Genomic DNA, 24,095 nt, shown 5'->3' with positions numbered 1-24,095 from the left:
ACATATAGTTGTTGAAAAGATTATGGGGAAAGGGAGGAATAGTATGAACAAAAAGTTTGGGATATTAATGAAAATTACACCACCGTTTAGTGTAGTTTTTCTGTTGATTGGTTTAACAATGGGAGTATTGGGCGTATTCGATCAGAATGTAAAAATGATAACCGCATCATTATTTATTATGATTCAATCTGTGCTTGCTCTCCTATATGTGAAATCTTTTAAACAAATATGGGGAAATAAGCTATAAATAGAAAAGGCGCAAGGAATTTCCTTACGCTTTTTTCTATTTTAGACAAGTTTTCATTGCACGATGTAAACGAGAGATCCCCTCATCTATTTGATTGATATTTACTTTTCCATATGATAATCGAATATAGCCATTCTTTGCGCCAAAAATACTACCGGGCATAAAGGCAATACCTTGTTTTAAACTTTGCATAATAAGTTGTTTTTCATTAATAGGTTTCTTTACTTTTCCCCATATGTAGATTCCGCCATTTGGATTTGAAAAAGAAATGTAGTCTTGAAGATAACAGTTTAAGGAATGAACAAGAAGATTTCTTTTTTGCGCTAGTTGTCTTCGCAGTTGTTCCATATGTATATGAAACGGAACGGTTTCAAAAAACTGTTGCATGAGCCACTGCGGGAGCACGCTCATTCCTAACTCCATTTGGTGACGCGCGTCCGATAATCTTTCCACTACAGACTGCGGAGCAACGAGCCAGCCGATTCGAAGGCCTGGTGCAATCATTTTGGATAAGGAATGAACATAAATAACTGTGCCATTTTCATCAATGGATTTTAAAGTCGGACAAGGCTTTTTCTTTTCCAGTGTTAGCAAACTGGATGGATCATCTTCTACAATTGGAATACGTAAATCTGCGCATAGTGATAATAGTTTTTTTCTCCGGTTTGGATGCAGCATCGTACCTGTTGGATTTTGAAAATTTGGGTTTAAAAAAATCATTTTAATACGGTGCTTACGATATAATTCATGCACATCTTCTGGATGAATTCCATGCTCATCAACAGGTAATGGGAAAATTCGAATACCAGCAGACTGGAAGAGCGGTAAAGAATAACAATGCGATGGGCTTTCAAATGCAACCGCATCGCCTGGGTTTAATAAACATTGTACAATTAGGTGAAGTGCTTGCTGTGCACCAGATGTAATCATAATGGATTGTTCTGTTGCATCAATATATAGATACTCTCTCATGTATTTTACCGCTGCCTGTCTTAACGGAAGATAGCCTTGTGGATGATCATAGCTAAGCGACTGAGTGAAAGGTTGCTTTTGTAAAATCATTTGCAGTTGTTCATGGGGAAATAGATCATACCCAAGTTCTCCGTTGGCAAAATCAATGATATTTTCATTTTGTTGTACTTGTTCCCGAATATGGCGAAGGAGCGGTAAATTTGGTAAGAACGTACCTCCTTCTACGAATCCTCTCCAGTTCGGTGTTAATGTAGGAGAAACGCCCCACATATGCGTACTCACACGTGTGCCTCTCCCTGTTGCACTCTCTACAATTCCCATAGCGCGAAGTTCATTATAAGCAGTTGTAACAGTACTGCGATTGATATTGAGATGCATTGCAAGCTTTCGTTCTGAAGGCAGAAAACTACCAGGAGGAAGCTCTCCGTACATAATACGTCTTTCAATGAAATCAACAACTTGTTGATAAATCGGAACTTTACTATTCGTATCTAATTTCCACTCCATTTATATCGTCCCCTTATTTCTCATCTATCGTCATTATAACAAATTGGTTGGGTGAAAAAACAGCCAATTGGATGGTGTAGTGTCCAGCCAATTTTACTATGCTAGTAGTGGAAGGGGAGATTAAGATGAAGCGATGGCAAATGGAATGGCTCCTCATATCAGTTGCTTTAGTATGGGGAGCGAACTATACAATTGGAAAATATGGAGTGGCATATATGTCATCCATTCAATTTAACAGTTTACGGTTTTTAGTAGCTTCTCCAGTATTATTAGTTATTACATTTATGTTGGAGCGCTCGTTACGTATTGAAAGAAAAGACTGGCTTAGATTAGTAGTCGTTGGAATTGTTGGAACAACGTTATATCAAACGTTATTTATGTTATCTGTCAAATACACTTCAGCAACAAATGCATCATTATTAATCGCAATGTCACCAATTTTTACAGGGATTTTAGCAGTATTACACAAACAAGAACGCTTTTCAATGAAAATCCAAGTTGGTTCGGTACTATCGTTTGGCGGGGCAGCGCTCGTATTATTAACTGGACATACGAGTCAATCTACATATGAGTATGCTTGGCTTGGAAATGGAATCGGACTAGTCGCTGCCATTGCATGGGGATGGTATCCAATCCTTGCGCAACCACTTATTACAAAGTATTCAGCGATGCGAGTAACTTCTTGGTCTACATTAATTGGAATTGTACCACTCGTTATATATTGTTTATTCCATGCAAGTGCATTAACATGGCCGGCAGATCTATTAAGCTGGGGATCATTAACATATTCAATTGTATTTGCGACCATTTTCGGTCTTGCAATGTGGTACGTTGGCATTAGTCAAATTGGTTCTACAAAAGTAATGGTTTATATGTATCTTGTTCCGTTGTTTGCGGTTATTTTTGCAGCGATGACCATCGGAGAGAGAATAACGATCATGCAGCTAATAGGTGGCCTTGTTATATTTATCGGTTTATATGTTGTGAAAAAAGGAACAATTAAAAAGTCTTCTTTCCATTTGAACAAGGTGAGTGAATGATGAAAATGACCTCTTGTGCAGAAGAAGCCAATGAAAACGTTTACTTCATAAGAAAAAGGAGTCCATCATCTATATACAGTAGGTGATGGACTCCTTTTTATCTCCAGCATTTCGGTAAAATACGTGTTGTTTTTCAAAGGAATCGGTTTTTATTATGTTGTTCTATAATCCTTATGTTTAAGTTTCTTTCTAATTTCTATAAAGGAAAGGATCATTATTAGTGTGCAAATTAATGTTAACCAATAAACGGTATTAATATTTGCTAATTGTTTTCCACATATAATGGGATTCACTACTGATTCATTGAAGTTATGTAATTTTTCTTAATAATATCTTTCGCGTTGTTAATAAGGAACGCAAGGAAAAGAACAGCTAGAATACCACTAATCCATGCATATTTGCTGCCAGTTGTATACTTATTATAGAAGGTTAAGATATTCCATATAACAAGAATGATTGAACAGATCGTAGAGGTAACGATTGAACCAAAACTTCTCATAATTGACACCTCACTTTTAAAATTTATTATATAATTATACATTAAAATAAATAGATTTAAAATAAAATGTAAAGGAATGATTCTAGTAGGTGAATACAGTTAGAAAAACTGTTGCGATTCATCTTCAAGTGATTAAAAGTCTTACTCCCACCTCATTTTTTTGCTTTCGCTGAACTTTGAGGTGGGAGTCTTACTGTTCGTTAAAGAATATAATAGGGGTATTTATAACAGTTCTGTTCGTACAGGGAAAGTAAAAAATATAATTTAGATATTCACAATCTCTCTATACTTTTCATAAATCGAAGCCGCCACTACTGTATCCAAAAAGGCAACCCCAACTGATTTAAATAAAGTAATCTCATTCGGATTTGCTCGTCCTTGTTTCTTCCCTATAATAATATCCCCAAGTTCACTATATATGTTTGAAAAATCCCATTCATTTTGTTTGCTTGCAATCAAGAAATCTCCAGCTTCATGTTGTACACCTTCTATTGTATCTACAATAATTTTATCACTGCGCTGTAATGTAGTGACATCAAGTTCTTGCATATGGGGCTGATAAGACGTAGTATACGTGAGTTAACATATTTGTGATACGATCACTTTAAGCGGTCACTTTAAGCGGTCACTTTAAGCGTCACTAGCCTACGATGACTTTAGCGATTTCTTCAGCCACAGACTTTTGCATGTCAGGTATAACGTGACTATACGTATTAAGTGTCGTCTGTATGTCTGTATGACCTAATCTATCCGCAATTAATTTTACGTTTACATTTCGCTGTATCAGAATTGTTGCGTGAGTATGTCTTAGATCATGAAAACGTATATATGGGAGACCCAACTTGTCCGATAGGCTGTGGAACGCAACACGTAAATTACGTGGAAGAATCGGCTTACCTTCCTGGGTACATACGACTAAATCGAAATCTTGGTATTTATCACCTGCAAGCAATCGCTCAAGGTCAATTCTTTGCTTACGTTCCTTTAATTCCTCGATAAGACCAGTTGGAATGTGAATAGACCGGATGCTTGAGGCGTTTTTTGCGCCTGATTTAACTTTAGCGGCCCTAGTTATGGTTTGACGTACGTAAATAATTCCGTTCTCGAAGTCGATATCTTGCCAACGTAGTCCTAGTATCTCACCTTGGCGCATACCTGTTTGGATAGCAATTGAAAAAGCGATAAAATGACGTGTTAGTGCGTCAAGTTTTTTGGACTCTTGTAAAAAGAAGTTTACTTCTTCAATTGTCCATACTTTAATCTCTTTCTTTGGTAGTTTTGGTAAGGTAATACCTACTGTTGGGTCTTCTTTAATTAACTTTAATATTTTCGCTTTTTTCAAAGAAACACTAACAATGCGGAAGATTAGGTGTATTGTGTAACTTGAGTAACGCTTTTCTGATACGAGATTACTTACGAAATTTTGTAGTAATACAGGTGTCATTTGTTGTAAGTCTAAATGCCCTAACCGTGGTTGTATTATATTCTTGTAATAACCGAGGTTCATTTCGTAAGTAGATTCCTGTATACTAAACTCTCTTTCTTTGAACCATTGGTTCATATAGGTTCTGTATGTCATCTTTGATGTACTAATAAATTCGTTGTTTAAAACTTCCGCTTTTAACTTTACCATTTCTTCTTCCGCTTCACGTTTTGAAGAAAACCCACGTCTTCTAACTTGTCTTCGTTTCCCAGTCATAGGATCCTTCGCAATATTAAATATGAAATCCCATTTACCTGTTTGTTTGTTTTGTTTAATACTTCCACTCATAATCTTATGACCTCCATTTATAAGTCACAAGATACGATATTTAACGTTTATAGATACATTCTATCGCTAAAGTCACCAATTGTGTAGGGGTGTAAAGAGTAGAAAAACGTAAATAAATTAATTTTTTTTTCAAAAAAAGTGCGCGAAGTTACAAAGTGATGCGTCAAACGTTTTGTAAGGAGTTCACAAGGAATTACACGGAGGTGGAAACGGGTGAGTACAGTGAGCGAAAATAGCAACTTAGTATCAATCGAAGCCCAAACGGAATATTCAATAACGAGTGGAAAGCGAGAGACACGTATATTCCTTAAGATGTATGTCGACGCAGTACACTCTGGTTTAATAGCAGATTTAGGTCCGGAAAGATGGACGACACTTTGCGTCCTGGCGTCATTCATGGACGAAGATGGTGAATGTTATCCAACGCAAGATATGATTGCAAAACGATTAAATATAAGCCGTGAGAGCGCTAATAGACGCATCAAAAAGCTATGTGAGTATCGTTGGAATGGAAAGCCATTAGTCGTTAAGGAAAGACGCAGACACGAGCGTACACAACAGTGGGAGAATACGGTATATACGATTCTACCGATTATAAAGTTGGTGAGAGAATGAGCGAAAATAGGGATCGAGTAGTTGCGCTTAATACTCGTAAATACGTGAATATTGACTACGGCGTATTACATGATACGAAAAACTTCGGAAAAGTCTACGAGAAAATGGTCTACGTTATCTTATGTAAATACGCAGACTATGAAACGAAAACTTCGTATCCAAGTGTAAGCCGAATCGCTAAGGAGTGTGTGTGCTCCGAGAATACGGTTAGATCAGCGATTAGGAGATTGGAAGAGTTGCGGCTAGTGAAAGTGGAAAAACGCATCAGAGACGACGGTAAGGGGCAAACATCGAATCTATATACGTTGTTACCAATACCGGATGAGTTTCCGAAATTCCACCGCCCTTCAATACTTATAGAGGACTAAACTCATGGTATGAAGGGGGAGTACTTCAAGAAATGAACCGGGGTACTTCATGAGCTGAATACGAATTATTAGTTATTTATATATCAGTTATTTTATATATCATTTGCAAAACAAAAACCTTGAAGGCTATTTCTAGCGAAATATCCTTCCATCATTAATATATTCGGCGGTAATCACTTGTAAAAAGAACGCCGCTAATAGATGATGAGATGCAACGAGCGTAAGCGAAGTTGCCAGGGTTTAAATACTAAGGAGGTGTTATTAATGAGTAATGATTTAGTAGAGTTGCCAAACGATATTAAAGTAATCACCGCAGAAATAAATGCTTACCAACGAGTAGCGGGCGAAGCAATATTCGAAATAGGACGTCGTTTAAAGCACGTTAAGGAAAATGATTTGGTACACGGTCAATGGGAAAAATGGTTGCAATCTGTAGACATTGTACCAAGGACTGCAAGATGCATGATACAAGCATACGAACAGTTTGGAAAACGGCAGACATCTACCGATTTACCTGTAGGTAAAATATTCGAAATGCTTTCATTACCGCATAAGGTAGATCGTCAGCAATTCGTTGAACAACCGCACACAATCCCGTCAACCGGCGAAACCAAAACAGTCGGTGAAATGACGGTCCGTGAATTACGTGAAGTAAAAAAGGCGTTGAAACAAGCCGAAGAAGACAAACGAAAGCTCGGCCAGCTACTAACGGAAGAACGTAATAAGCCGCCGGAAGTGGAATATGTCAGCGATTCAGGGACTGAATCCGAATTGCAACGATATAAAGAAATGTTCGGTGACATATCAGTATACGAAGACGATTACAGATTCGTAGGGAGTAGTTCAAAAGTATCTGCGGCAATACAACGTTTTATACATAAGCAACGGAAGTTAATCGATGAATTTGCGTTTTTAAAAAATTACTCTAGTGCGGTCGATAGAATACCAGGGACAGTACGTGATGATTACGAGTTATTATTGCGAGCATTAAACGATTTTGTAGTCGATTTAGCAACGACAGCAGGGTTTACAGAAGAAGAAAAAGAGACTGCTGACGGCGTGATTGACGCCGAGTATACAGAATATGAGGAGGTACATTAGTATGTCATTTTTAAAGGGGATTTTTCCAATGAAAAGTAATACAACACAAGTGAGTCAAGCGGTAGTACAAGGCATTGACGGACAACTACTCAAAACAATTCGAGAAATTGTACAAGAAGAAGTGAAAACGATATTTAAAGATGAGGTACAAGCGTTAAAGGATTTATACCTAGAATCTTATAACGAAATATCTGAGGTCGTTAGACTAGAAGTTGATGATGTTAAAAAGACACAGACAAGTATTATCGTCGGAAAAGAAACTATTATTAATCCAGATTTACTTAACAGATATAAGGCACTTCCGTTAAAGAATCTAAGATCAGATACGTATCGAAAATCACAGAAATATCAGAAGTTACAACAAGAAGATCACGAACAGGGAGCAGGGTATCGAAAAGCCTATGATATTTTAAAAGAAGCTACTGGCTACGATGTGTATGAGCGTGCAGACAAAAACTGGGTCCAGCAAGTACAAGACGACGGTTATTTACCTCATTTAGCTGTTATTATGACGGATTTATTGCAACAAGTAGAACACAGCTAGGTAGTCAATCGAAAAACAATAACGATTTATACGAATGAAACGTAATAATAAACGGAGGTGTTAACGATGGAAAGCGTAACAGCACGCTTACAAAACATCCTAACTGAACTAGAAGCGCTAGAATGCGACTTGGAAGAAATAAATCGACTTCGTTCCGACGTTGATCTCATGCAACAAGACGTATTACATATCATCGAGGTTGAGTCGTTCAGTTCCGTCGGGGGCTATCATTTAGCGAAACGTTTAAAAGAAATACGTAGTCACAGGCGTCAAATAAAAGACGATTGGGAGCTTTTGTTTAACGCAAACCAAAAGTTAAAAGGTGTTAAAGATACCGTAAAACGCAGCCTAAAAAGTGTAACAGGGTTGCGACAACGACAAAAAACTCGCACGTATATACTGAAGAAGCTAGACGGAGATATAAAAGTAACAAGCTCTCATTTATCCGCTAAATAACTAGAGTTTTGTCTAGGAAATCACGAACGTATTTAACGATAGGTGTTATCGGTATGGGAAACGTTACATTACGAATTTATCAAGCAAATATAAGGAGGAAACGGTATGGAATTACAGGCAACAGAAACGAAAGTTTACAAAGGATTTGAAGCGATTAACCGCTTAGAAACAAATTGGATTATCTGCAAGACAAGAGAAGGAGTGTCGGAATCTCGCATTGCATATAAAGCGGAGGGGAGCGTATTGATCGGTCATTATTTAAACACTGGTCGTATTGCACCTATCAACACAACGATTAATTTCTTTTTCGAAAATGAATTCGTCGATTATGAAGAACCGTATCAACCCGGAGACTGGGTCGTCATTGACGAAAATGTCTGCAAAATATCTGACGTCCATGTATCAGGAAGACTTCTTGTAGATAAAATTTCACGACTCACAGATCAGCTTATTAGTACGAAATATATTAAACGAAAAGCAACGCCCGAAGAAATCGCACAAGAAAAACGACGTAGAGTATTCGCTAAGGTTGGTCGTGAGTTGGACGAGTTTAAGAAGGGCGATGTAGTAGCAATGTCAGCCGGTGATTTAAGTGAGGTAACAGTAGAAGAACCGTCTGCTGGATTAATTAAATGTGTACAGTTTGACCTTTATAATCAGACGTTTGATACGTTTAATGTTAACCCAAAATCATTGAATTTAGTTGTTCCCGCAGAGCACCGATTAGATAAGGAGGGTGAATAAACAGACGAATGTATTCAGCACTAAAAAACAACGAAGAGATACGAAAGCAGATTTATATCGAGGCGCTAATCCGTCGTAACATATTCAAAATGGAAGATGGACGAGACTTATGGCAGGCGTCTAACGATGAATTACATGCGATATTATTTGAATTATTTGACGAGGAGGGGAGCAAATGACCCGCATCTCAACGAAAGATTTCCGCAACCTACCAATCGAAAAGTGGAACGTAACGACATTCCGAGAGTATCTAAAGCACGAACATGAGGAGCGTTATAAAATTCCTTATGTCACTCGTAGCTATGCGATGGAAGGACGTATGTTGAAGACGTTTATTGCTGAGTATAAACCGGAAGCAACAAAACAATTCATCGACGCATGTTTTGCCGATTATAAGCCGACACGGGAGTATCCTGGATTAAACTTTGCGTTTATGTATTCGTATATGCGAGGGCGTATTCTACCGCGAGTGCTTGATGAGTTACGTAAGGAAGAAGCGAAGTTACAAAGACAGACGGAGGTTATGGAAGTTAGTACGGAAGAAATTATCGATTATTTATGAACGGAGGGAAGACAAATGGCGCGTTCTAAATTCACGTTCGAAGAAGTAAAAGCACTTTTTGATTCTAAAGGGTACGATTTACTAGAAACGGATTATATAAACGCAAGAACACCGATGCGTTGTAAATGCCGTCAGCATCCTGAAAGTATTATCCAGATAACAGCAGGTAATATGCGAAAGGGTTTCGGTGGTTGCCGTCAATGTAAACGACAACAACATAAATATCGTACTAGAACGATTGAAGAAGTACGTAAAGAGTTTGCGGAAAGAGGTTATACATTACTAGAGACGGTTTACAAAAATAACCGTACGAAAATGCGTTACACATGCCCGTATCACCCTAATGAAAAACCTTCGATTGCTTACATGCATTTTAAAAGGGGTGTGGGATGTCCGTCATGTGGTCGTGAAAAAACGTTATTAGCACGTAGGAATGAGTTTCCAAAGTGTACCTATAACAATATTGAAAAAGAAGAAGCACGTAGTAAGGTGCTTCGAATACTAAACAATCATTGCTTCGATTGTCCTTTTAACGAACTAATTCGAATGGGTGCCGTAGAAGATAAGTGCTATAAACAGTGTCCATACGGCATGGAGTTACGTAAAGGGGGCGCTGTTCTAGCGGGTGAGGACATCAAGGCTGTTACGGAATATTATGAGGATAAATTCGCAGGGGGGGCGTTGGTTTGATGCAATGTATTCTATCCGATCATTGCTCGCTGTACAAAAGCGAATCATGTAACCGTCAATGCCCTTCATACATCGCACTACACGGATTTAACGGGAAAGGTGGACGTATGGCAGCGACCAACTTACCAAAAGAATACCGTCATTTAACGCTACTGAATTCGCCTGTAAAAGATACACAACCGAAAGTCTATAAATCTATCGAAGCGTATGTAACGACTTTCTCACGACAATTTGAGGCGGATGAGGTAACGGATGTAAAAGACAAGATCAAATCGATGTATTTGTTTTCCGAAGAAACTGGTACAGGGAAAACGACAACAGCAGCCGTTATTTTAAATGAATGGCTAATCCGGCATTACATCGGTAGTTTGCAGCGAAATAGGCAATCGTTGCAGGTACCTGGTTATTTTTTAGATGTGAACGAATGGCAAACGTTATTTAACGAATTTAATCGGTCAAACATACCGCGTGAAACGGCGGAGAAATCCGCAAAGGAATACTACCGTCGCATGACTAACGCTAAGACGGCCCCTTTTGCGATATTGGACGATATTGGAGTACGTAGTGCAACCGAAGCATTTCGAGGCGATTTACACGCGGTGATTAACCACCGGATAACGAACGGATTACCTACGGTTTACACCTCGAACATTCCTATCGACGAGTTGGAAAGCGTGTTTGATCGTAGGTTGTACGATAGAGTGCGAGATTTATGCGTGGTGTTGCCGTTCGAGGGTGATTCGAAAAGGGGGATGCGAAGATGAAAAAATTAATATTAATCGTATTTCAATTCCTTGTTTTCGTACCTGTGTCATCATTCTCAATTTATATAGGACTTACTTTTACAGAGAATATTATATACACAGTATTACTACTATTAGGTTTACTAATGTTTTCAATCTTAGAAGGAATGAAGGAGAACTCATAATGAAAAAGATTATTATCGCAGTATTCATGTCTTTGCCGACGTGGTTTTGGCTTACGTATTTTTGTGGACTAAGTGGTATGGAAATAAAAGTTACCGCTTTTATTTTCGGAGTGACCTTCGGACTTTATAACGTTGTGTTGGAGGAAACGGAAAAGTAAGACCAAATTTGAATTTTGTAGAAAAAGGAGATGGAGATTTGACTTCAAAAATGGATGTTCATTTCAGCAGCAAAACTGATTTATGGGCTACACCGCAATATTTCTTCGATGAATTACATAAAGAATTCGACTTTGAATTAGATGTATGTGCATTAGAAGACAATGCGAAATGCGAAAAGTACTTTACTCCAGAAATGGACGGATTAAAACAGGAGTGGAATGGTACATGTTGGATGAATCCGCCGTATGGTCGAGGTATAGGAAAATGGGTTAAAAAAGCATATGAATCCTCATTAACAGGATCCACTGTAGTATGTTTGTTACCAGCAAGGACGGATACAAGATGGTGGCATGATTACTGCATGAAAGGTGAGATACGTTTAGTTAAAGGAAGGTTAAAGTTCGGCGAAAGTAAGAACAACGCACCTTTTCCTAGTGCAGTAGTAATTTTTGGAGAGAGAGCAAAGAAACATACATTAATAGCTATGTAGTTTTATAACAAAAGCGTTATTTTGGAGGGAAAGAGAATGAGAGAAATTAAGTTCGATGCAATATATAAACCGACAGGAGAACATTTCACTCCTGTAAACATTAATTTCGAAAGCAAAACAACACACGGTAATTTTGATGGTCAAGTAAATGATTGGTGTCACTTCTCACTTGATGGTAAATATGGTGATGCAATTTTAAGGCAATACACAGGCTTAAAAGACAAGAACGGTAAGGAGATTTATGAAGGGGATATTGTAAGTCGTCATGACGGAGGTATTCATTTCCAAGAAGAATCACTTGCTGAGCATGTTGTTAAATGGGGCAACTTCGGATGGTTACCTTTTGAAATTGGGGAAGGTTATCAAAAGTGTGTATACGGTGAAATTTATGAGTTTATAGTCATTGGAAACATCTACGAAAACCCAGAGTTACTGAAAAACCAAACAAAATAAAATCCTTATTTGAAAGAATACCAGCTTAAATATTGCGTACATACATTTAAGCTGGAACAAATAAAGTTATTGTTTGTGTTTTTCCTCTTTATTAAGGAAAAATACGACGAATATTGCTAGGAGTATAGGAAACCAAACTTCGTGTGGCATATTAAAACCTCCTTAAAACATGTTGTCACTATATTTTACCATATACAATGGTTTATAACAAAAACGCTATTTTAATAGAAACGGAGGAGGCTAATCAATGAGTTTATACTCAACAAAAGAACAAGAAACCGTATTGACTTTCGACAACGAAACGAAGGAATGGAACGCATACTCTTGCGTTCCAAAACACATTCGTAAGTTAGTAGGGATAATTGGTGAAGAAAACGTTACAGTTATCGAAAGTGACGACGATGGAAAACCGCTAGCAGTGCGTTGCACGTTAGGTGAAAAGCAGGTAAGTATGAAGCGATTACGTCAGTATAGCGAGGATCAGAAACGAAAGATGGCGGAGAGAATGCGAGCGGTTCGAACACTCCTGTAATCAAACTGCAAAACTACGTTCGGTTTGTTCGCTAAAATTAGTACATTTGTTGCCTTACACAATATTTATATAGATGGTAAATTGGAGGTGTAGTTAATGAACTACGGAGAAATGCTCTTATCGAAAGTAATAGATACGGCTAATCCGATACAATTGAATCATGTAACAGAGCGAGATTTTGTTACGGAAGCTGAACGTAAGGCGTATCGTTTTATTAAAGATTACGTAGAAACTAATCGCGGGCGTGTCCCCGACTTCCGTACGCTAGTAGCAGAAGTCGACGGATTCACTTACGTACCAAATGTCGAGGATAGTTTCGAGTATTTAACGAAACAAATCAAGTCTTATTCGGCAAAGGTCGAAGCGATGGAATTCTTACAAAACGAAGCGCCTGAACAATTTGAGCAACTAGACGGAAATTCTTTCCTAGAATGGTTGCGAGATAGAGTTGACAGCGTTATAATAAGAACAGACGTTCGTGATAAAGTGGGAACAAGTTTGAAGGCAGATACGTCTAAATTCCTAGAAGAATACGAACGTCGTAAAAAGGGCGAGTCTTATCGCATTTGGAAGTCTCGATTTTCATTCATCAATAAGGCGATTGGCGGTTACGTAAGCTCGAACGTATACACAATCTATGGAAAGTCAGGGCGTGGTAAATCCGCAACGACTATCGAAGAGGGCGTAGAAATGGCGTTTCAAGGTGCAAACGTGCTTATCTGGCTAATGGAAATGGGATGGTTCGAAGGGATGGTACGCTTATACACTTCAATCTCATCACGTATTGGAGCGACTGTAGCCGAACTAGACGGTATAAATTTAGAAGCTGGTTTTGATTCGAAGGAAATCCGTCATGGTAAACTATCAGAAGAATTTGAACAAGGGTTTAAAATGTTCCTAGCGAATATCAATGAAATTCTACCAGGTAATATTGTTGTCCGAGGCGTAGATGATTACGACTTTCATCGAAGGGATTTACGACAGTTAGAAGTAGATATAAGTGAGACAAATGCAGATGTCGTAATTGTGGACCCGTTCTATTATTTAGATTACGAAAAGAACACGTCAAAGACAGCAGGCGGGGACGCAGCGGCTACATCGAAGGCTTTACGTCGATTAGCCGGTAAAACAGGAGTGGTTATGTTCGCTATTACACAAGCAGACGAAGTCGATAACAGCGAGGACGAGGATGGCCAAAGAGAATTACGCTTACCGAAACGTAGCGAAGTAAAGAAAACGAAAGCACTCTTAGAGGATGCGGCGTTATTGATTGCGGTTGATACTGATGCAAAACAAGGACGAGGTATAATCGGTATTAATAAAGGTCGTGACGGTGGTGAAGGCGAAAGCGCCGAAATCATTTACATGCCGCAGATTGGCGTGATTAAGGAAATGGAAACAGGAGAGGAAGCAGCGAAACAATTTACGAGCGTGTTTTAATTTAAAAGAACGGTAGGTGGGTCACCTTGTCAAGTATTCAAATACGTGGGCAGGACGTAAATGTAGACATCGAGTATGAACTTCGGCAGTTTTCTTGGACTAACGAAAGATGGACTTCTTATAAACTAATTGCAGCCTCGCCATTTCGATATGAACACACGCCGAGCTTTTTCGTTAACTTAGACGGGGATTACGCTGGTACGTGGAAAGACTCGGGTGCATTTGATAGCGAATGGGAAAGCGGCAACTTTACCAGATTGTTATCTTACTTGCGAAATGAGACCTATGAAGAGACGGAAGCATACCTGTTAGAATCATATGGTACATGTTACACCTACGACAACCTCGTACTTAAGCCGCCGAAACTCCGGATTGAAAGCGGCCATAAGGCCCTCGATTTTGGTCGGTTGCAAGAATACGCTTATCGCCACCCGTATTTAGGACAGCGAGGTATTAGTGAGGAAGTACAACGGCAAATGAAGATCGGTTACGACCGCTTTAGGCAGGCGGTGGTAATTCCGTGGTTTGATACAAACGGTAGATTGGCGAATATTAAGTATCGGAAAACGCGCGGCAAAGCATTCTGGTACGAAAAGGACGGAAAGCCAATTGGAGATTTGATATACGGATTACATCTCGCTTATAAACGAAATATTAAGCGGGCAGTATATTGTGAGGCGGAAATAGATGCGATGTCATTTATGACGGCTGGGGTTTTCGGACTGGCAAACGGATCCTCGTCGTTTAACCAACGAAAGGCAGAGCAAATATTGAAGTCGCCGATAGAAGAATTAGTTATCGTAGCGGATAACGATCCAGCAGGCGAGAAACTTCGAAAAGAACTTGAGAAATATTTAAATGGCAAAATGCGCTTGACAAATGGATATGTTTGTGAATTTAAGGATGCGAATGACTCGTTACTAAAAGAAGGAAAGGATTCGTTGATATCTGTAGTTGATAATGCGGAGCCAGTTCGATTAAAATTATCATACGTGAATTCACGTATTTTCGGTCGGAGGGAAGATACGAAACCTTCCCGGTAAATAGATGTTATTCCGTTTCCCATTCGTACAATTCTTCGATGTCACAATGTAGCTTAGCGGCAATATTACGCGCTCTTTCTACGTTAGGCAAATTACGCAGGCTGACATAATCCGTTATGGATTGCGGTGTAATACCGACTTTTAGAGCGAGTTCAGCTTGTGTAATGCCGTTCTTTTTACATAGTTCGGGAATACGGCACCTTCCGACTTTTAACGATGTAATCACCTCCTTTCCTAAATCGGAGGCTTTGAAACTATTATTCTTGAGTATTTATAATTTTAACTACTTTTTCAATAGGAACATCTAGATGTAGACAAATTTCTTCTATTGTACTTAAATTCACAGACATTCCTTTGTTAATATTTGCGATTGTTCTTGAATTAAGAATTGTACCTCTTAGATCGCTAATTACCATTTCTTTTTCTTTTAGCGTCTCATGTAACGGGGAGTAATCAATCATTTTTACACATCCTCAAAATTTTCTCAATACACTTAGTGTTTACAAAAGTAAACATAAGAATTATAATTACATTATACCAAAATTTTCTTATACAGCATAGGAGGGTTTTCAAGTGTTAAGGTTTCATAGAGAGATATGCGATACCATCAATGATAGAGATGATATAACGTTTTCAAGTGTAGCGGAAAAAATAGGAGTATCTAAGCAGTGTATGTCTAAATTTAAAAAGGATGGAGCCATAGGGTTTAGAAAACTCTTGAGAATCTCCTATTACCTGTTTCCGGACGAACAACGCGAGAAGATGGAGAAATGGTGTTTACAATTAGATTCTGCTGAATCAATACAACAGAGTTTAGAGTATGCTGCGATAACTCGGAACGTAAAGCTACTAAGGCAGTTAATTCAAATACACAAAAAAAGTGACGGGGTAATTAGAGACTATATAAATGTTTATAGTATTATTTATAACTATATGCAGGGAAAAATAAAAGGAATTGATTTAATCGAGAATCTAAATAAGATCGGACGTGTGGAAGATAGTACGCTAAACATCCTTGTAAATATCATTAAATGTTATAACTATTTCGCACAGAAAAAAATCCATATCATGTTGGAGGTGGCACAGGATGTATCTTCCATGATAGGAGATTTGAGTGATAGTAGGAAATTATTTATTAAGGAGTGTTTTTTACATAGATTGGCTGAAATTCTCGCTCCAATTTTTTTACATCGTAATCAATTGCATTTAGCAAGAAAATACGCTTCTCTAATAATTAATGCCAATATTTGCGCGAAAACCGTTGCGGATGCGTCATACTATGTAGGGATGACGTATTTGAATGAGGATAATGAAAGATGTCTACAATACCTTCATGATAGTTACGTCATTGCCAAGACAATCGGAGTGGAGAGATTCGAAGTACAAGCAAGAGATAGATTAGATTGTGTTAAAATTTATTTAGGGATACCGTTAGGAGCGGAATCAGACACAAGACTTATCGAATATCAAAAGGATAATACAAAAGGACAATTAATAGATAGCATTATAAAAGAAAGGGGAGAAAAAGACTTTTTACTTTTATATAAAGCCCGCTCCTATAATTCATTCTCAGAACTTTATGAATGTTTTCAACACTTCTTTTCTGACTCAAACTTCTTTTTCTCTAGTCTAGTTGCTAGGGAAATCTACGAACGAGGAGATCGTTCGGGATTGACCGAATCGCTTATAAACTTTAAAGTAGATATTGAAAATGAAAAAGGAGGAATTCAATTTGAAGAAGATTTTATTAGGAGTTTCTGTGGGTTTAGTAGCGGTTCTAGGGTTGTTTGCGCTTAATACACCGTTAGACAGTAATGACGCAAAAATAATGGCACAAGAAACCACTCCTGGTGGCTAAATCATCGTATGCCGTTAGAGCTTAGAGCAACTATTGTAGTTGCTCGTTTTTTTTTTTTATGCAGAGAAAGTCTTTGTAAAAGTAAACGAAAAATAAAGTAAGATACTTGGTTGACTTTTCGATATTTCTGAAAATTATTTGTTAATATATATATATATATTTATAAAATACTTAAAAAAAAGTGCGCGAGCGTGGCAACTTATGCGTCATAGTTATTGTAAGGGGGAATAAGAAGTGAAAGACGAACAAAAATTAAATATTAACAATATGGCAATCGAGTATCTTCGAACAGGAGACGATTCTGTATTTACGGATTTGTATGTCAGTTTATTGGAGGTATACCGGGACAAGCTACGGTATTGGAGCACCACTACATACATGGCAAACGAACATGATATAACTGGGCTGTTCCACGACGTAATACAAAAGGTATTGGAAAGTTTACGAAATAACGTTGGCGGCGATTTCGTAAAAATATTCACGGTATCACTAGGTAATAGTTACAAGTCATTATTACGAAAGTTACGCACGAGAAGAAAGTATGAGTTATACGATGTATCAGATAGCGGTGAGGAAGAGAACACGGCAATGTTCGAAACTATCGCTGACGAATTCGATATAGAAGAGCACGTTATAAAAAAGAAAGAAGTCGACCAGCGAGAGCTAATCGACTTCTTATCTGACCCGGACAAGGTCAATGACGAAACAACGACGGCAATCGTTGAAACGTTTATTTCGAATGATGGACCAACTACTCCGACGGCAATCGGCAAAATGTTGGGGCTACATCACTCGACGGTTATACGCAAGCTCGAGCGCCTGGCAAAGCGCTTCGATGAAAGACAATTCGGTGACTACCGTGATTATCTTCTTGCGTAATGCGTTCTATATACTTAGGCATTGTATATAGAACGCATGATTCTGAATAAGTACGGAGGGGGCTAAATGCTACCCTTTGTACTTACAATCAACCGACTTGGCAGGTCGATCAATTGCAAATGTACTCCGTATTTTTATTATAACTTATGTTTGTAGTATTAACAATTGTTAATGAATTAAACTTCTATCGACAATAGTCAACGGAAAAATCGAAAAAAAAAAATGCACGTCGATATAACGTCATTACCCGTCGTTATCACCATCTTCACCTCCCCCGAATATGAACAACGGGTAGTGGCGTCATATGGGCGCTTGGCATTACAGCACGATGCGTTACGTCCAAAGTTCTTGATTTCTACCGATGTATCCCCCGCGTCGGTATTGCGTAATTGAAGTCAGTTACGTAATACGGGCGTGGGAGTCACCCAAGCACGAATTTATAACGAAGGAGTTGTTTCAATGGGTATTAGAGAAACGTTAAAAAAGCGTGAGGAACAACGTGAAGCTAGCCAAAACGGAGGGAATAGCGAATTTCCGGAAGGTGTGACGCGTTACGTTCGAATGGGAAAACACGGTGAAGTAAACGCAGAGGGGCGTACATTCATCTTACTAGCGGAACCAGACGATTGGTATTTCTACTTCGTACACGAAGATAAAACATTCGATGGTAAACGTACGATTCACCGATTCCGAAAACACTCTTGTCTCCATTCACCGCTAGAAACAAACGCAGACATTACGAAATACTTCAAGCCAGGTAAAACGGAGTGTCCATCATGTAAAGTCGGTGCAAAACGTAAGATGTACGCAATGATTCCTGTTTACGATTTGGAATACGAAACTTACCGCGTGATCGATACGGCTGAGTTCCATATCAACAACATTATCGCCGACTACGATAAAGCCGAAAAGATGGGACGTAAGTTTAACCCGCAATATTCACTAGTAGGTGAAGCGGTTCACTTTAAACAAGTGGACAAGTCATACGCCCTTGAATCCGGTGAAGCGTCCGAAGACCAACTCGAAAAGGCTAAATCGTTTATTGGTATTGACTACGGGTTTGAGGACTTAGCAAACTTCCGTGAAGAAAGCGACATCATTGCATTGTTACAAGATGCGGAAGATGAAGCGATTGATAAATCGAAATTGCCAACGGCTTCGAAAAGTGCAAGCAACGAAGGAACACCAATCGAAATTGATGACGATTCGCTTCCGTTTTAAGGGAGCGTTTGGAAAGGGGCGTTTAGATGGCACACGAAACAACAATTAAGGGCGGTTGCTCGGAATTACGAGTAGCCCTCGCGCTCTTAAACCTCGGTTGGGAAGTAGCAAAACCGCTCATCCCGGAGGTTTACGACTTGGTAGCGCGAGACCCGCTCAACAAACAATGGTATAAAATTCAAGTAAAAACAATTCGCGTACGTCAAGACCGCGACAATGCATTAGTAGTACGTGCGACAAAAGGAAACGACCAGGCTTATACGTCTGAAGATTGTGACTATATCGCAGGCGTCGAAGGTGATCGAGTATTTATGTTCGAATGTGCAGGTCAACGTGAGTATTGGGCGACGGAAACTAGCGCGAGCCAACGGTGGATTGAGTTAACAGCAGTAACTAATAACGAAGAAAACGAGGAGGAAATTAAACATGGCTAAATTAGACGGAGTTAAAGTTGTTAATGAAAATACGGTGGAATTTAACGGGTTTGTTTATGAGTTAGTTACAGACGGAGGTAGAGTTGACGATTTAATTCAATGTTTCGAAGAAGGGTATGATGATTTAACGTACGAAGCATTCTACGAAGTTGTAAGAACTAATAAAATTAATGATATGAAATTCCTCGATGATATTAATGATGAGCGTAGCCGTGATTGTAATGACGACGATTGGAAAGTATTCCGCAAATCCCACGCAATCGCTTCCGACAAACTAACCGACGCGGAAGGCGTAGTAAAAATCGAATTACCTGATGGAACTAAACTCGAAGGTACCCCGTCTGCCTTAGAAAAAATTACTCGTAGTATGCAGGCGTTGCAAAATGAGCAGCAAGGGCAGGCGGAACAAGGAACTTCGGAAGAAAAGAGTGCCGAGAACGAAAGTGAGCCAATGGTAGAGCGTCTACAGGTCGGTGATTATGCGAAGGTAATCGGAGAAAGTAATCATTCAGGTAAAGTCGGAGACATCGTGAAGATTTTCCACGATAGTGAAGATAATCAACCATTTAAATGCGAAGATTTACAAGGAAGAGAACTACTTTATCCTTGGTTTCGCGAGCACGAACTAGTAAAAGCAACCGACGAAGAAGTCCTCGAAGCTAAACAAGCATTATTGAAAGAAGGCGACTTTGCGAGGGTTATTGGTGGAGATCATACTGAATATGTTTGCGGGCCACGTAACTATGAAATCGGCACCGTCGTTAATCTAGTTGAATACGACAACGAAGATGGTGATGACTCGTTCAAAACCGCTTATATAAACGGTGGCGAAGCCTCAGCACCTTGGGTACACCGAAAAGACCTCGAACCATTAACGAAAGAAGAAGCGGAACATATCACCCGTGAAGCCGAGGAAGAAAAGAAAGCGAAGGCAGAGAAACTTAAGTGGGCGGCTATCGGTCGTGAGGTTGGTGAGATTAAGAAAGGTGATATCGTTCGTACGATTTCTCGCAGTTTAAGTGTCAATCCTGTAGGAACAATCGGAGTTGCTCGTGAGGACGGAACGGTAAATAGTTGTTCAACTGTCGCTTTAAAGGGTGATACAGGAAACTGGTCGAGAGTAGAACTTATCGTTCCAGTAGAACAACGCTTTGATAAAACGGAGTAACAAATGCGTATTTGCGAGAATTGTAGCGCCGTACTCAACTGTAAAGAATTCGTTTATGACGATCGCGAAGGTAACTCATTTTGCGATAAGCGTTGTTTCGAAGAGTGGGCGGAAAATAATCACGAAGTGGTAGTAACATTTTATTACCGATTAAATTGCAAGGAAACGGGGCGGTGAAAGTGACGCCAAAGTTAACGTTGAACTTAAAAATACCTGGCGCTGAAGCCGTTGAAGAAACGAAAGTACGGGTGGCAAAAGCGGTCGAGAGAAAGGCAAAGGCGATTGAAACGATGGAAGACGCATGGCAACGAATTCTATCGATGAAGAATAGTGAGTCTGATAGGCAGAGACTTGCGGAAGTAAAAGAAGCGATGATGAAGGGCGAAATTGGTCGTAGCCCTTCTGACCTCGCTAAACGTTTTAGTAAGGCGGAGGCTTTACGGTTATGGAAAGTGTTACACGGACGAAAGCGCGACGATAAAATACGTGAGATGGTGTTAGCTACACCGGATAATTACGTATTGGTTACCAATGGCAAGGTATTAAAGCAAATGTTAGACGATATGAAAACGTCCGATTTAGTTGGATTTGACTGTGAGACATTCGGTGAGGATAACGGAGCATTAGACCCGTGGAAAGGTGAAGTGGCTGGTTTTTCGATTTCGACGAGAACCCACAATTATTATGTACCGTTGAACCATGAAGAAGGTCCGAATTTAAGCGAAGAAGTTTTATTACAGTACGTTAAACCTGTACTAGAGCAAGTAAAAACCGTAATGCACAACGCACCTTTCGATTGTAAATGGTTTATGCAGCGTTATGGAATTAACTTAATCGATAACTTGCACGCGGATACACGTATTATGTCGATGGCATTAGACGAAAATCGAAACCATCGACTAAAGGATTTGATAACAGATTGGCTACGACAACCGAGTGATAACTTCGATGAGTTATTCGGTAAGACTGCGTTTAATGAAATACCGTTAGATGTAGCGTTAGTTTACGCAGCGGGCGATACGGAGAAAACCTTGAAACTTTACGATTGGATTATGGAATGGTTTGACAAACGAGAGGATTTACAAGATATCAAGTCGCTCGTTTTTAACATAGAGATGCCCGTATGTAGGCAGTTTATTAAGTCAGATTTAATCGGTATTAACTTCGATAAAGAGAAAGCGAAGGTATTAGATGAACAATTGGCAGAAGAAGAAGCGCAAATACAGCGTGAGATATACGAACTATTCGACGAAGAAATTAACTTAGGTTCACCGATGCAATTGAAGAAAAAGTTATTCGTAGATTTAAAGTTACCGGATATAGAAAACGGATCAACAGGCGTAAAAGCATTGAAGAAGTTGAAAGGGAAACATCCCGTAATTTCTAAGATTCTCGACTATCGAGGCGTCAGCAAACTACGTGAAGCATTTACGCAAAAGTTACCGAAGGAAATTAAACACGATAACAAAATACATCCGTGGCATAACACGTACGGAGCGGCGACAGGACGTTTTACATGTAAAAGCCCTAGAATGTTGGGGCGCGTACTAGTAATAGTGCGATGAAAACTCGGTGAATTGCGGGAAGTCCTCCAATTAACGGATAATCCGCAGCCAAGCTGTATGAACGGTTTTAGTAGTACAGAAGGTTCAACGACTAGATGGTGAGGAACCAAACCAATAATCCGTCCACGAGCGCCGAGTATCCTGCCTCTAAATAAAGGAGGTTTTACTATCGAAACCTGGAAAGACATCGAAGGTTTTGAAGGATTTTACCAAGTTAGTAATTTAGGGAAAATAAGAAGTTTGGATCGCTATGTACCAAAACGTAACGGCCAGAAACAGTTCTTTAGAGGGAAGATCATTAGCACTTATATAAACAATAGTGGTTATGAATGTGTGGATTTAGCTAGGGGCGGCAAAAAGGTGAAAAATACAGTCCACAGATTAGTAGCGAAGCACTTTTGTAAAGGCTACAGAGAAAAGTTAGATGTAAATCATATAGATGCAGATAGGTTAAACAACAAGGCTGAAAACTTAGAGTGGATGAGTCGAATAGAAAACATACGTGATTGTATAAAGAGAGGAACTCACAATGTAGACTCGGCACATAAAATTGCTCGGGAGAAAAATCAGAAGCCTGTAGCTATGCTCGACCTGGATGGTAATGTATTAAGAACTTTTCCTTCTATTAAAGAAGCTAGAGAACAAACTGGTGCAATAAAAATCGGAGAGGTATGTAACGGCAATAGAAGAATGGCTGGCGGTTACAAATGGCGATTTATTAGCAAGGCAGGATAATGAGATAGTCTGAACTTACGAGATGGTAAATCGTAAGAAGTGCCGGTTAAACTCCGGCACGGTAACATTTTTTGAACACTCAACAAATCCCCGCGAAACGTCCTGAAATACGTCACCTGTTTACATCGAGTGCAGGTAAAATACTCGTTTCTATAGATTACTCGCAAATTGAATTACGTGTCTTGGCACATATGGCCAAGGAGCCGGAACTAATCAAGGCGTTCAAAGAAGGACGCGACATTCACTCGACAACGGCAGCGATGATTAGTAACGGTAAATACACGTATGAGGATATCGAAACTAACAAAGATACAGACGGTTCACCTGAGCAGAAATTCCGTAAGCAAGCTAAGGTGGTTAACTTTGGTATTGTATACGGAATGAGCGACAAAGGGTTAGCCGATACGTTAAGCATTACGAGAACCGAAGCGCAAACAATTATCGATAACTACTTTAAAGGTTACAAAGGGATTCAACGGTATATGGACGAGCAGAAACTATTGGCTCGTAAGCAAGGTTACATTACGGATATTTTCGGTAGGAAACGTCGGTTACACACCGAGTACAAGTCGAAAGACCGTTTCTTACATTTTCGTGCGGATCGTATGGCTGGTAACTTTCCGATTCAAGCGTCAGCCGGTTCGATTTTAAAGAAAGCAATTGTAGATTTACAGCCCGTACTATTGAAATATAACGTAGATATATTACTCCAGGTACATGACGAATTGTTATTCGAGTGTCCGAGAGATATTTCGAAGGAAGCTCTATTCGAATTAAAAACTACGATGGAAAACGCAGTTAAATTACTAGTTCCCGTCAGATGTGACGTTGAGATAAATCCAGAACGATGGTTAGAAAAAGTTAGTATCGAAGAATGGTTTAACGAAGAGGAGGGTGTAAATGATTAACCTATCCGAAGTATCAACGAAAGAACTAAGCGAGGAATTAGAGCGACGAGAGGGTATTATCACCGTTCAGGTCGAGCCTTACGAAAAGATAGAAGTCGGAGGAATCGTGGTTAACGGACCGGCAATCGTTTTAATAAATCAAGATTAGGAGGCGTTGACTTATCGC

The 24,095-nt window shown here is 39.2% G+C and carries 31 protein-coding genes and 1 pseudogene; 27 read left to right on the top strand and 5 right to left on the bottom strand.

Features of this window, described 5'->3' with window-relative positions:
* Positions 1-43 precede the first annotated feature (43 nt).
* On the top strand, positions 44-247 hold the full coding sequence (locus MR059_RS12690; RefSeq protein ID WP_041809796.1) for a hypothetical protein: 204 nt from the start codon (positions 44-46) through the stop codon (positions 245-247).
* Between the two features lie 36 nt (positions 248-283).
* Here the strand turns inward: MR059_RS12690 and pdxR are convergent, their stop codons facing one another.
* Positions 284-1,726, bottom strand: a complete 1,443-nt coding sequence (gene pdxR, locus MR059_RS12685) for a MocR-like pyridoxine biosynthesis transcription factor PdxR (protein ID WP_012094508.1) — start codon at positions 1,724-1,726, stop codon at positions 284-286.
* A gap of 125 nt (positions 1,727-1,851) precedes the next feature.
* Between pdxR and MR059_RS12680 the strand changes: the two genes are divergently transcribed.
* Positions 1,852-2,766, top strand: a complete 915-nt coding sequence (locus MR059_RS12680; protein WP_012094507.1) for a DMT family transporter — start codon at positions 1,852-1,854, stop codon at positions 2,764-2,766.
* 763 nt (positions 2,767-3,529) lie between these two features.
* Here the strand turns inward: MR059_RS12680 and MR059_RS12670 are convergent.
* Positions 3,530-3,829: pseudogene (locus MR059_RS12670) on the bottom strand (ornithine cyclodeaminase family protein); the annotation flags it as partial.
* A 76-nt stretch (positions 3,830-3,905) separates the two neighbouring features.
* Positions 3,906-5,036 carry a site-specific integrase gene (locus tag MR059_RS12665; RefSeq protein ID WP_242161818.1) on the bottom strand — a complete coding sequence of 377 codons (1,131 nt, stop codon included), beginning with the start codon at positions 5,034-5,036 and terminating at the stop codon, positions 3,906-3,908.
* Between the two features lie 213 nt (positions 5,037-5,249).
* Here MR059_RS12665 and MR059_RS12660 point away from each other — a divergent pair, with 213 nt between their 5' ends.
* The 16 genes from MR059_RS12660 to MR059_RS12590 all read left to right on the top strand — a co-directional run bounded on the left by MR059_RS12660 (position 5,250) and on the right by MR059_RS12590 (position 15,161).
* Complete coding sequence (locus MR059_RS12660) at positions 5,250-5,651, top strand: helix-turn-helix domain-containing protein (protein ID WP_048723702.1); 402 nt, start codon at positions 5,250-5,252, stop codon at positions 5,649-5,651.
* Positions 5,648-6,019: a helix-turn-helix domain-containing protein gene (locus tag MR059_RS22285; protein ID WP_396021798.1), complete on the top strand. Its 372-nt coding sequence runs from the start codon at positions 5,648-5,650 to the stop codon at positions 6,017-6,019. Before MR059_RS12660 ends, MR059_RS22285 begins: the two co-directional genes overlap by 4 nt.
* Positions 6,020-6,220: 201 nt before the next feature.
* Positions 6,221-7,120 carry a DUF3102 domain-containing protein gene (locus MR059_RS12655; protein WP_396021797.1) on the top strand — a complete coding sequence of 300 codons (900 nt, stop codon included), beginning with the start codon at positions 6,221-6,223 and terminating at the stop codon, positions 7,118-7,120.
* 1 nt (position 7,121) lies between these two features.
* The gene (locus tag MR059_RS12650) at positions 7,122-7,664 is read left to right on the top strand and encodes a hypothetical protein (protein ID WP_242161816.1); all 543 of its coding nucleotides are present in this window, start codon (positions 7,122-7,124) and stop codon (positions 7,662-7,664) included.
* Between the two features lie 66 nt (positions 7,665-7,730).
* On the top strand, positions 7,731-8,120 hold the full coding sequence (locus tag MR059_RS12645) for a hypothetical protein (RefSeq protein ID WP_242161815.1): 390 nt from the start codon (positions 7,731-7,733) through the stop codon (positions 8,118-8,120).
* 105 nt (positions 8,121-8,225) lie between these two features.
* Positions 8,226-8,864: a hypothetical protein gene (locus tag MR059_RS12640; protein ID WP_242161814.1), complete on the top strand. Its 639-nt coding sequence runs from the start codon at positions 8,226-8,228 to the stop codon at positions 8,862-8,864.
* An 8-nt stretch (positions 8,865-8,872) separates the two neighbouring features.
* Positions 8,873-9,043 carry a Fur-regulated basic protein FbpA gene (gene fbpA / locus MR059_RS12635; RefSeq protein WP_242161813.1) on the top strand — a complete coding sequence of 57 codons (171 nt, stop codon included), beginning with the start codon at positions 8,873-8,875 and terminating at the stop codon, positions 9,041-9,043.
* Positions 9,040-9,426 (top strand): hypothetical protein, encoded by a 387-nt coding sequence (locus tag MR059_RS12630; RefSeq protein WP_242161812.1) that lies wholly within the window; start codon positions 9,040-9,042, stop codon positions 9,424-9,426. Before fbpA ends, MR059_RS12630 begins: the two co-directional genes overlap by 4 nt.
* 15 nt (positions 9,427-9,441) lie before the next feature.
* On the top strand, positions 9,442-10,116 hold the full coding sequence (locus MR059_RS12625) for a DUF723 domain-containing protein (RefSeq protein WP_242161811.1): 675 nt from the start codon (positions 9,442-9,444) through the stop codon (positions 10,114-10,116).
* Entirely contained in the window at positions 10,116-10,880 is a 765-nt protein-coding gene (locus MR059_RS12620; RefSeq protein ID WP_242161834.1) for a P-loop NTPase family protein, read from the top strand. Before MR059_RS12625 ends, MR059_RS12620 begins: the two co-directional genes overlap by 1 nt.
* A gap of 163 nt (positions 10,881-11,043) precedes the next feature.
* A complete protein-coding gene (locus MR059_RS12615; RefSeq protein WP_164468644.1) occupies positions 11,044-11,202 on the top strand; it encodes a hypothetical protein in 159 nt (52 codons plus the stop codon).
* Positions 11,203-11,240: 38 nt separating this feature from the next.
* The gene (locus MR059_RS12610; RefSeq protein WP_242161810.1) at positions 11,241-11,693 is read left to right on the top strand and encodes a phage N-6-adenine-methyltransferase; all 453 of its coding nucleotides are present in this window, start codon (positions 11,241-11,243) and stop codon (positions 11,691-11,693) included.
* 36 nt (positions 11,694-11,729) lie between these two features.
* Positions 11,730-12,146 (top strand): YopX family protein, encoded by a 417-nt coding sequence (locus MR059_RS12605; protein WP_048723694.1) that lies wholly within the window; start codon positions 11,730-11,732, stop codon positions 12,144-12,146.
* Between the two features lie 247 nt (positions 12,147-12,393).
* Positions 12,394-12,678, top strand: a complete 285-nt coding sequence (locus MR059_RS12600) for a hypothetical protein (RefSeq protein ID WP_048723693.1) — start codon at positions 12,394-12,396, stop codon at positions 12,676-12,678.
* A gap of 96 nt (positions 12,679-12,774) precedes the next feature.
* The gene (locus MR059_RS12595) at positions 12,775-14,118 is read left to right on the top strand and encodes a DnaB-like helicase C-terminal domain-containing protein (protein ID WP_087095132.1); all 1,344 of its coding nucleotides are present in this window, start codon (positions 12,775-12,777) and stop codon (positions 14,116-14,118) included.
* A 26-nt stretch (positions 14,119-14,144) separates the two neighbouring features.
* Positions 14,145-15,161: a toprim domain-containing protein gene (locus MR059_RS12590; protein ID WP_242161809.1), complete on the top strand. Its 1,017-nt coding sequence runs from the start codon at positions 14,145-14,147 to the stop codon at positions 15,159-15,161.
* A gap of 7 nt (positions 15,162-15,168) precedes the next feature.
* On the opposite strand, the gene MR059_RS12585 is transcribed toward MR059_RS12590, so the two are convergent.
* Both MR059_RS12585 and MR059_RS12580 read right to left on the bottom strand, forming a co-directional pair.
* Positions 15,169-15,387, bottom strand: coding sequence for a helix-turn-helix transcriptional regulator (locus MR059_RS12585; RefSeq protein ID WP_235436449.1), 219 nt, complete (start codon positions 15,385-15,387; stop codon positions 15,169-15,171).
* Between the two features lie 31 nt (positions 15,388-15,418).
* Complete coding sequence (locus MR059_RS12580) at positions 15,419-15,622, bottom strand: helix-turn-helix domain-containing protein (RefSeq protein WP_242161808.1); 204 nt, start codon at positions 15,620-15,622, stop codon at positions 15,419-15,421.
* Positions 15,623-15,734: 112 nt separating this feature from the next.
* Here MR059_RS12580 and MR059_RS12575 point away from each other — a divergent pair, with 112 nt between their 5' ends.
* The 9 genes from MR059_RS12575 to MR059_RS12535 all read left to right on the top strand — a co-directional run bounded on the left by MR059_RS12575 (position 15,735) and on the right by MR059_RS12535 (position 24,077).
* On the top strand, positions 15,735-16,958 hold the full coding sequence (locus MR059_RS12575) for an AimR family lysis-lysogeny pheromone receptor (protein ID WP_242161807.1): 1,224 nt from the start codon (positions 15,735-15,737) through the stop codon (positions 16,956-16,958).
* 295 nt (positions 16,959-17,253) lie between these two features.
* Complete coding sequence (locus MR059_RS12570) at positions 17,254-17,898, top strand: sigma-70 family RNA polymerase sigma factor (protein ID WP_242161806.1); 645 nt, start codon at positions 17,254-17,256, stop codon at positions 17,896-17,898.
* Positions 17,899-18,357: 459 nt separating this feature from the next.
* Positions 18,358-19,119: a single-stranded DNA-binding protein gene (locus tag MR059_RS12565; protein ID WP_242161805.1), complete on the top strand. Its 762-nt coding sequence runs from the start codon at positions 18,358-18,360 to the stop codon at positions 19,117-19,119.
* A 26-nt stretch (positions 19,120-19,145) separates the two neighbouring features.
* Positions 19,146-19,553, top strand: coding sequence for a group I intron-associated PD-(D/E)XK endonuclease (locus tag MR059_RS12560; RefSeq protein ID WP_048723686.1), 408 nt, complete (start codon positions 19,146-19,148; stop codon positions 19,551-19,553).
* Positions 19,546-20,721, top strand: a complete 1,176-nt coding sequence (locus MR059_RS12555) for a hypothetical protein (RefSeq protein WP_242161804.1) — start codon at positions 19,546-19,548, stop codon at positions 20,719-20,721. The genes MR059_RS12560 and MR059_RS12555 overlap by 8 nt, the downstream gene beginning before the upstream one ends.
* A 179-nt stretch (positions 20,722-20,900) precedes the next feature.
* The gene (locus MR059_RS12550; protein WP_242161803.1) at positions 20,901-22,286 is read left to right on the top strand and encodes a DNA polymerase; all 1,386 of its coding nucleotides are present in this window, start codon (positions 20,901-20,903) and stop codon (positions 22,284-22,286) included.
* A 114-nt stretch (positions 22,287-22,400) separates the two neighbouring features.
* A complete protein-coding gene (locus tag MR059_RS12545) occupies positions 22,401-23,021 on the top strand; it encodes an NUMOD4 domain-containing protein (protein WP_306298515.1) in 621 nt (206 codons plus the stop codon).
* A gap of 71 nt (positions 23,022-23,092) precedes the next feature.
* On the top strand, positions 23,093-23,929 hold the full coding sequence (locus MR059_RS12540; RefSeq protein WP_242161802.1) for a DNA polymerase A family protein: 837 nt from the start codon (positions 23,093-23,095) through the stop codon (positions 23,927-23,929).
* Positions 23,922-24,077, top strand: coding sequence for a BC1881 family protein (locus MR059_RS12535; protein ID WP_048723684.1), 156 nt, complete (start codon positions 23,922-23,924; stop codon positions 24,075-24,077). Before MR059_RS12540 ends, MR059_RS12535 begins: the two co-directional genes overlap by 8 nt.
* Positions 24,078-24,095: the final 18 nt, after the last annotated feature.

Source organism: Bacillus cereus group sp. BfR-BA-01522 (assembly GCF_022662635.1).
In the GTDB taxonomy this organism is placed as follows: domain Bacteria; phylum Bacillota; class Bacilli; order Bacillales; family Bacillaceae_G; genus Bacillus_A; species Bacillus_A cytotoxicus.
This window is presented reverse-complemented; position numbering and strand designations above follow the sequence as displayed.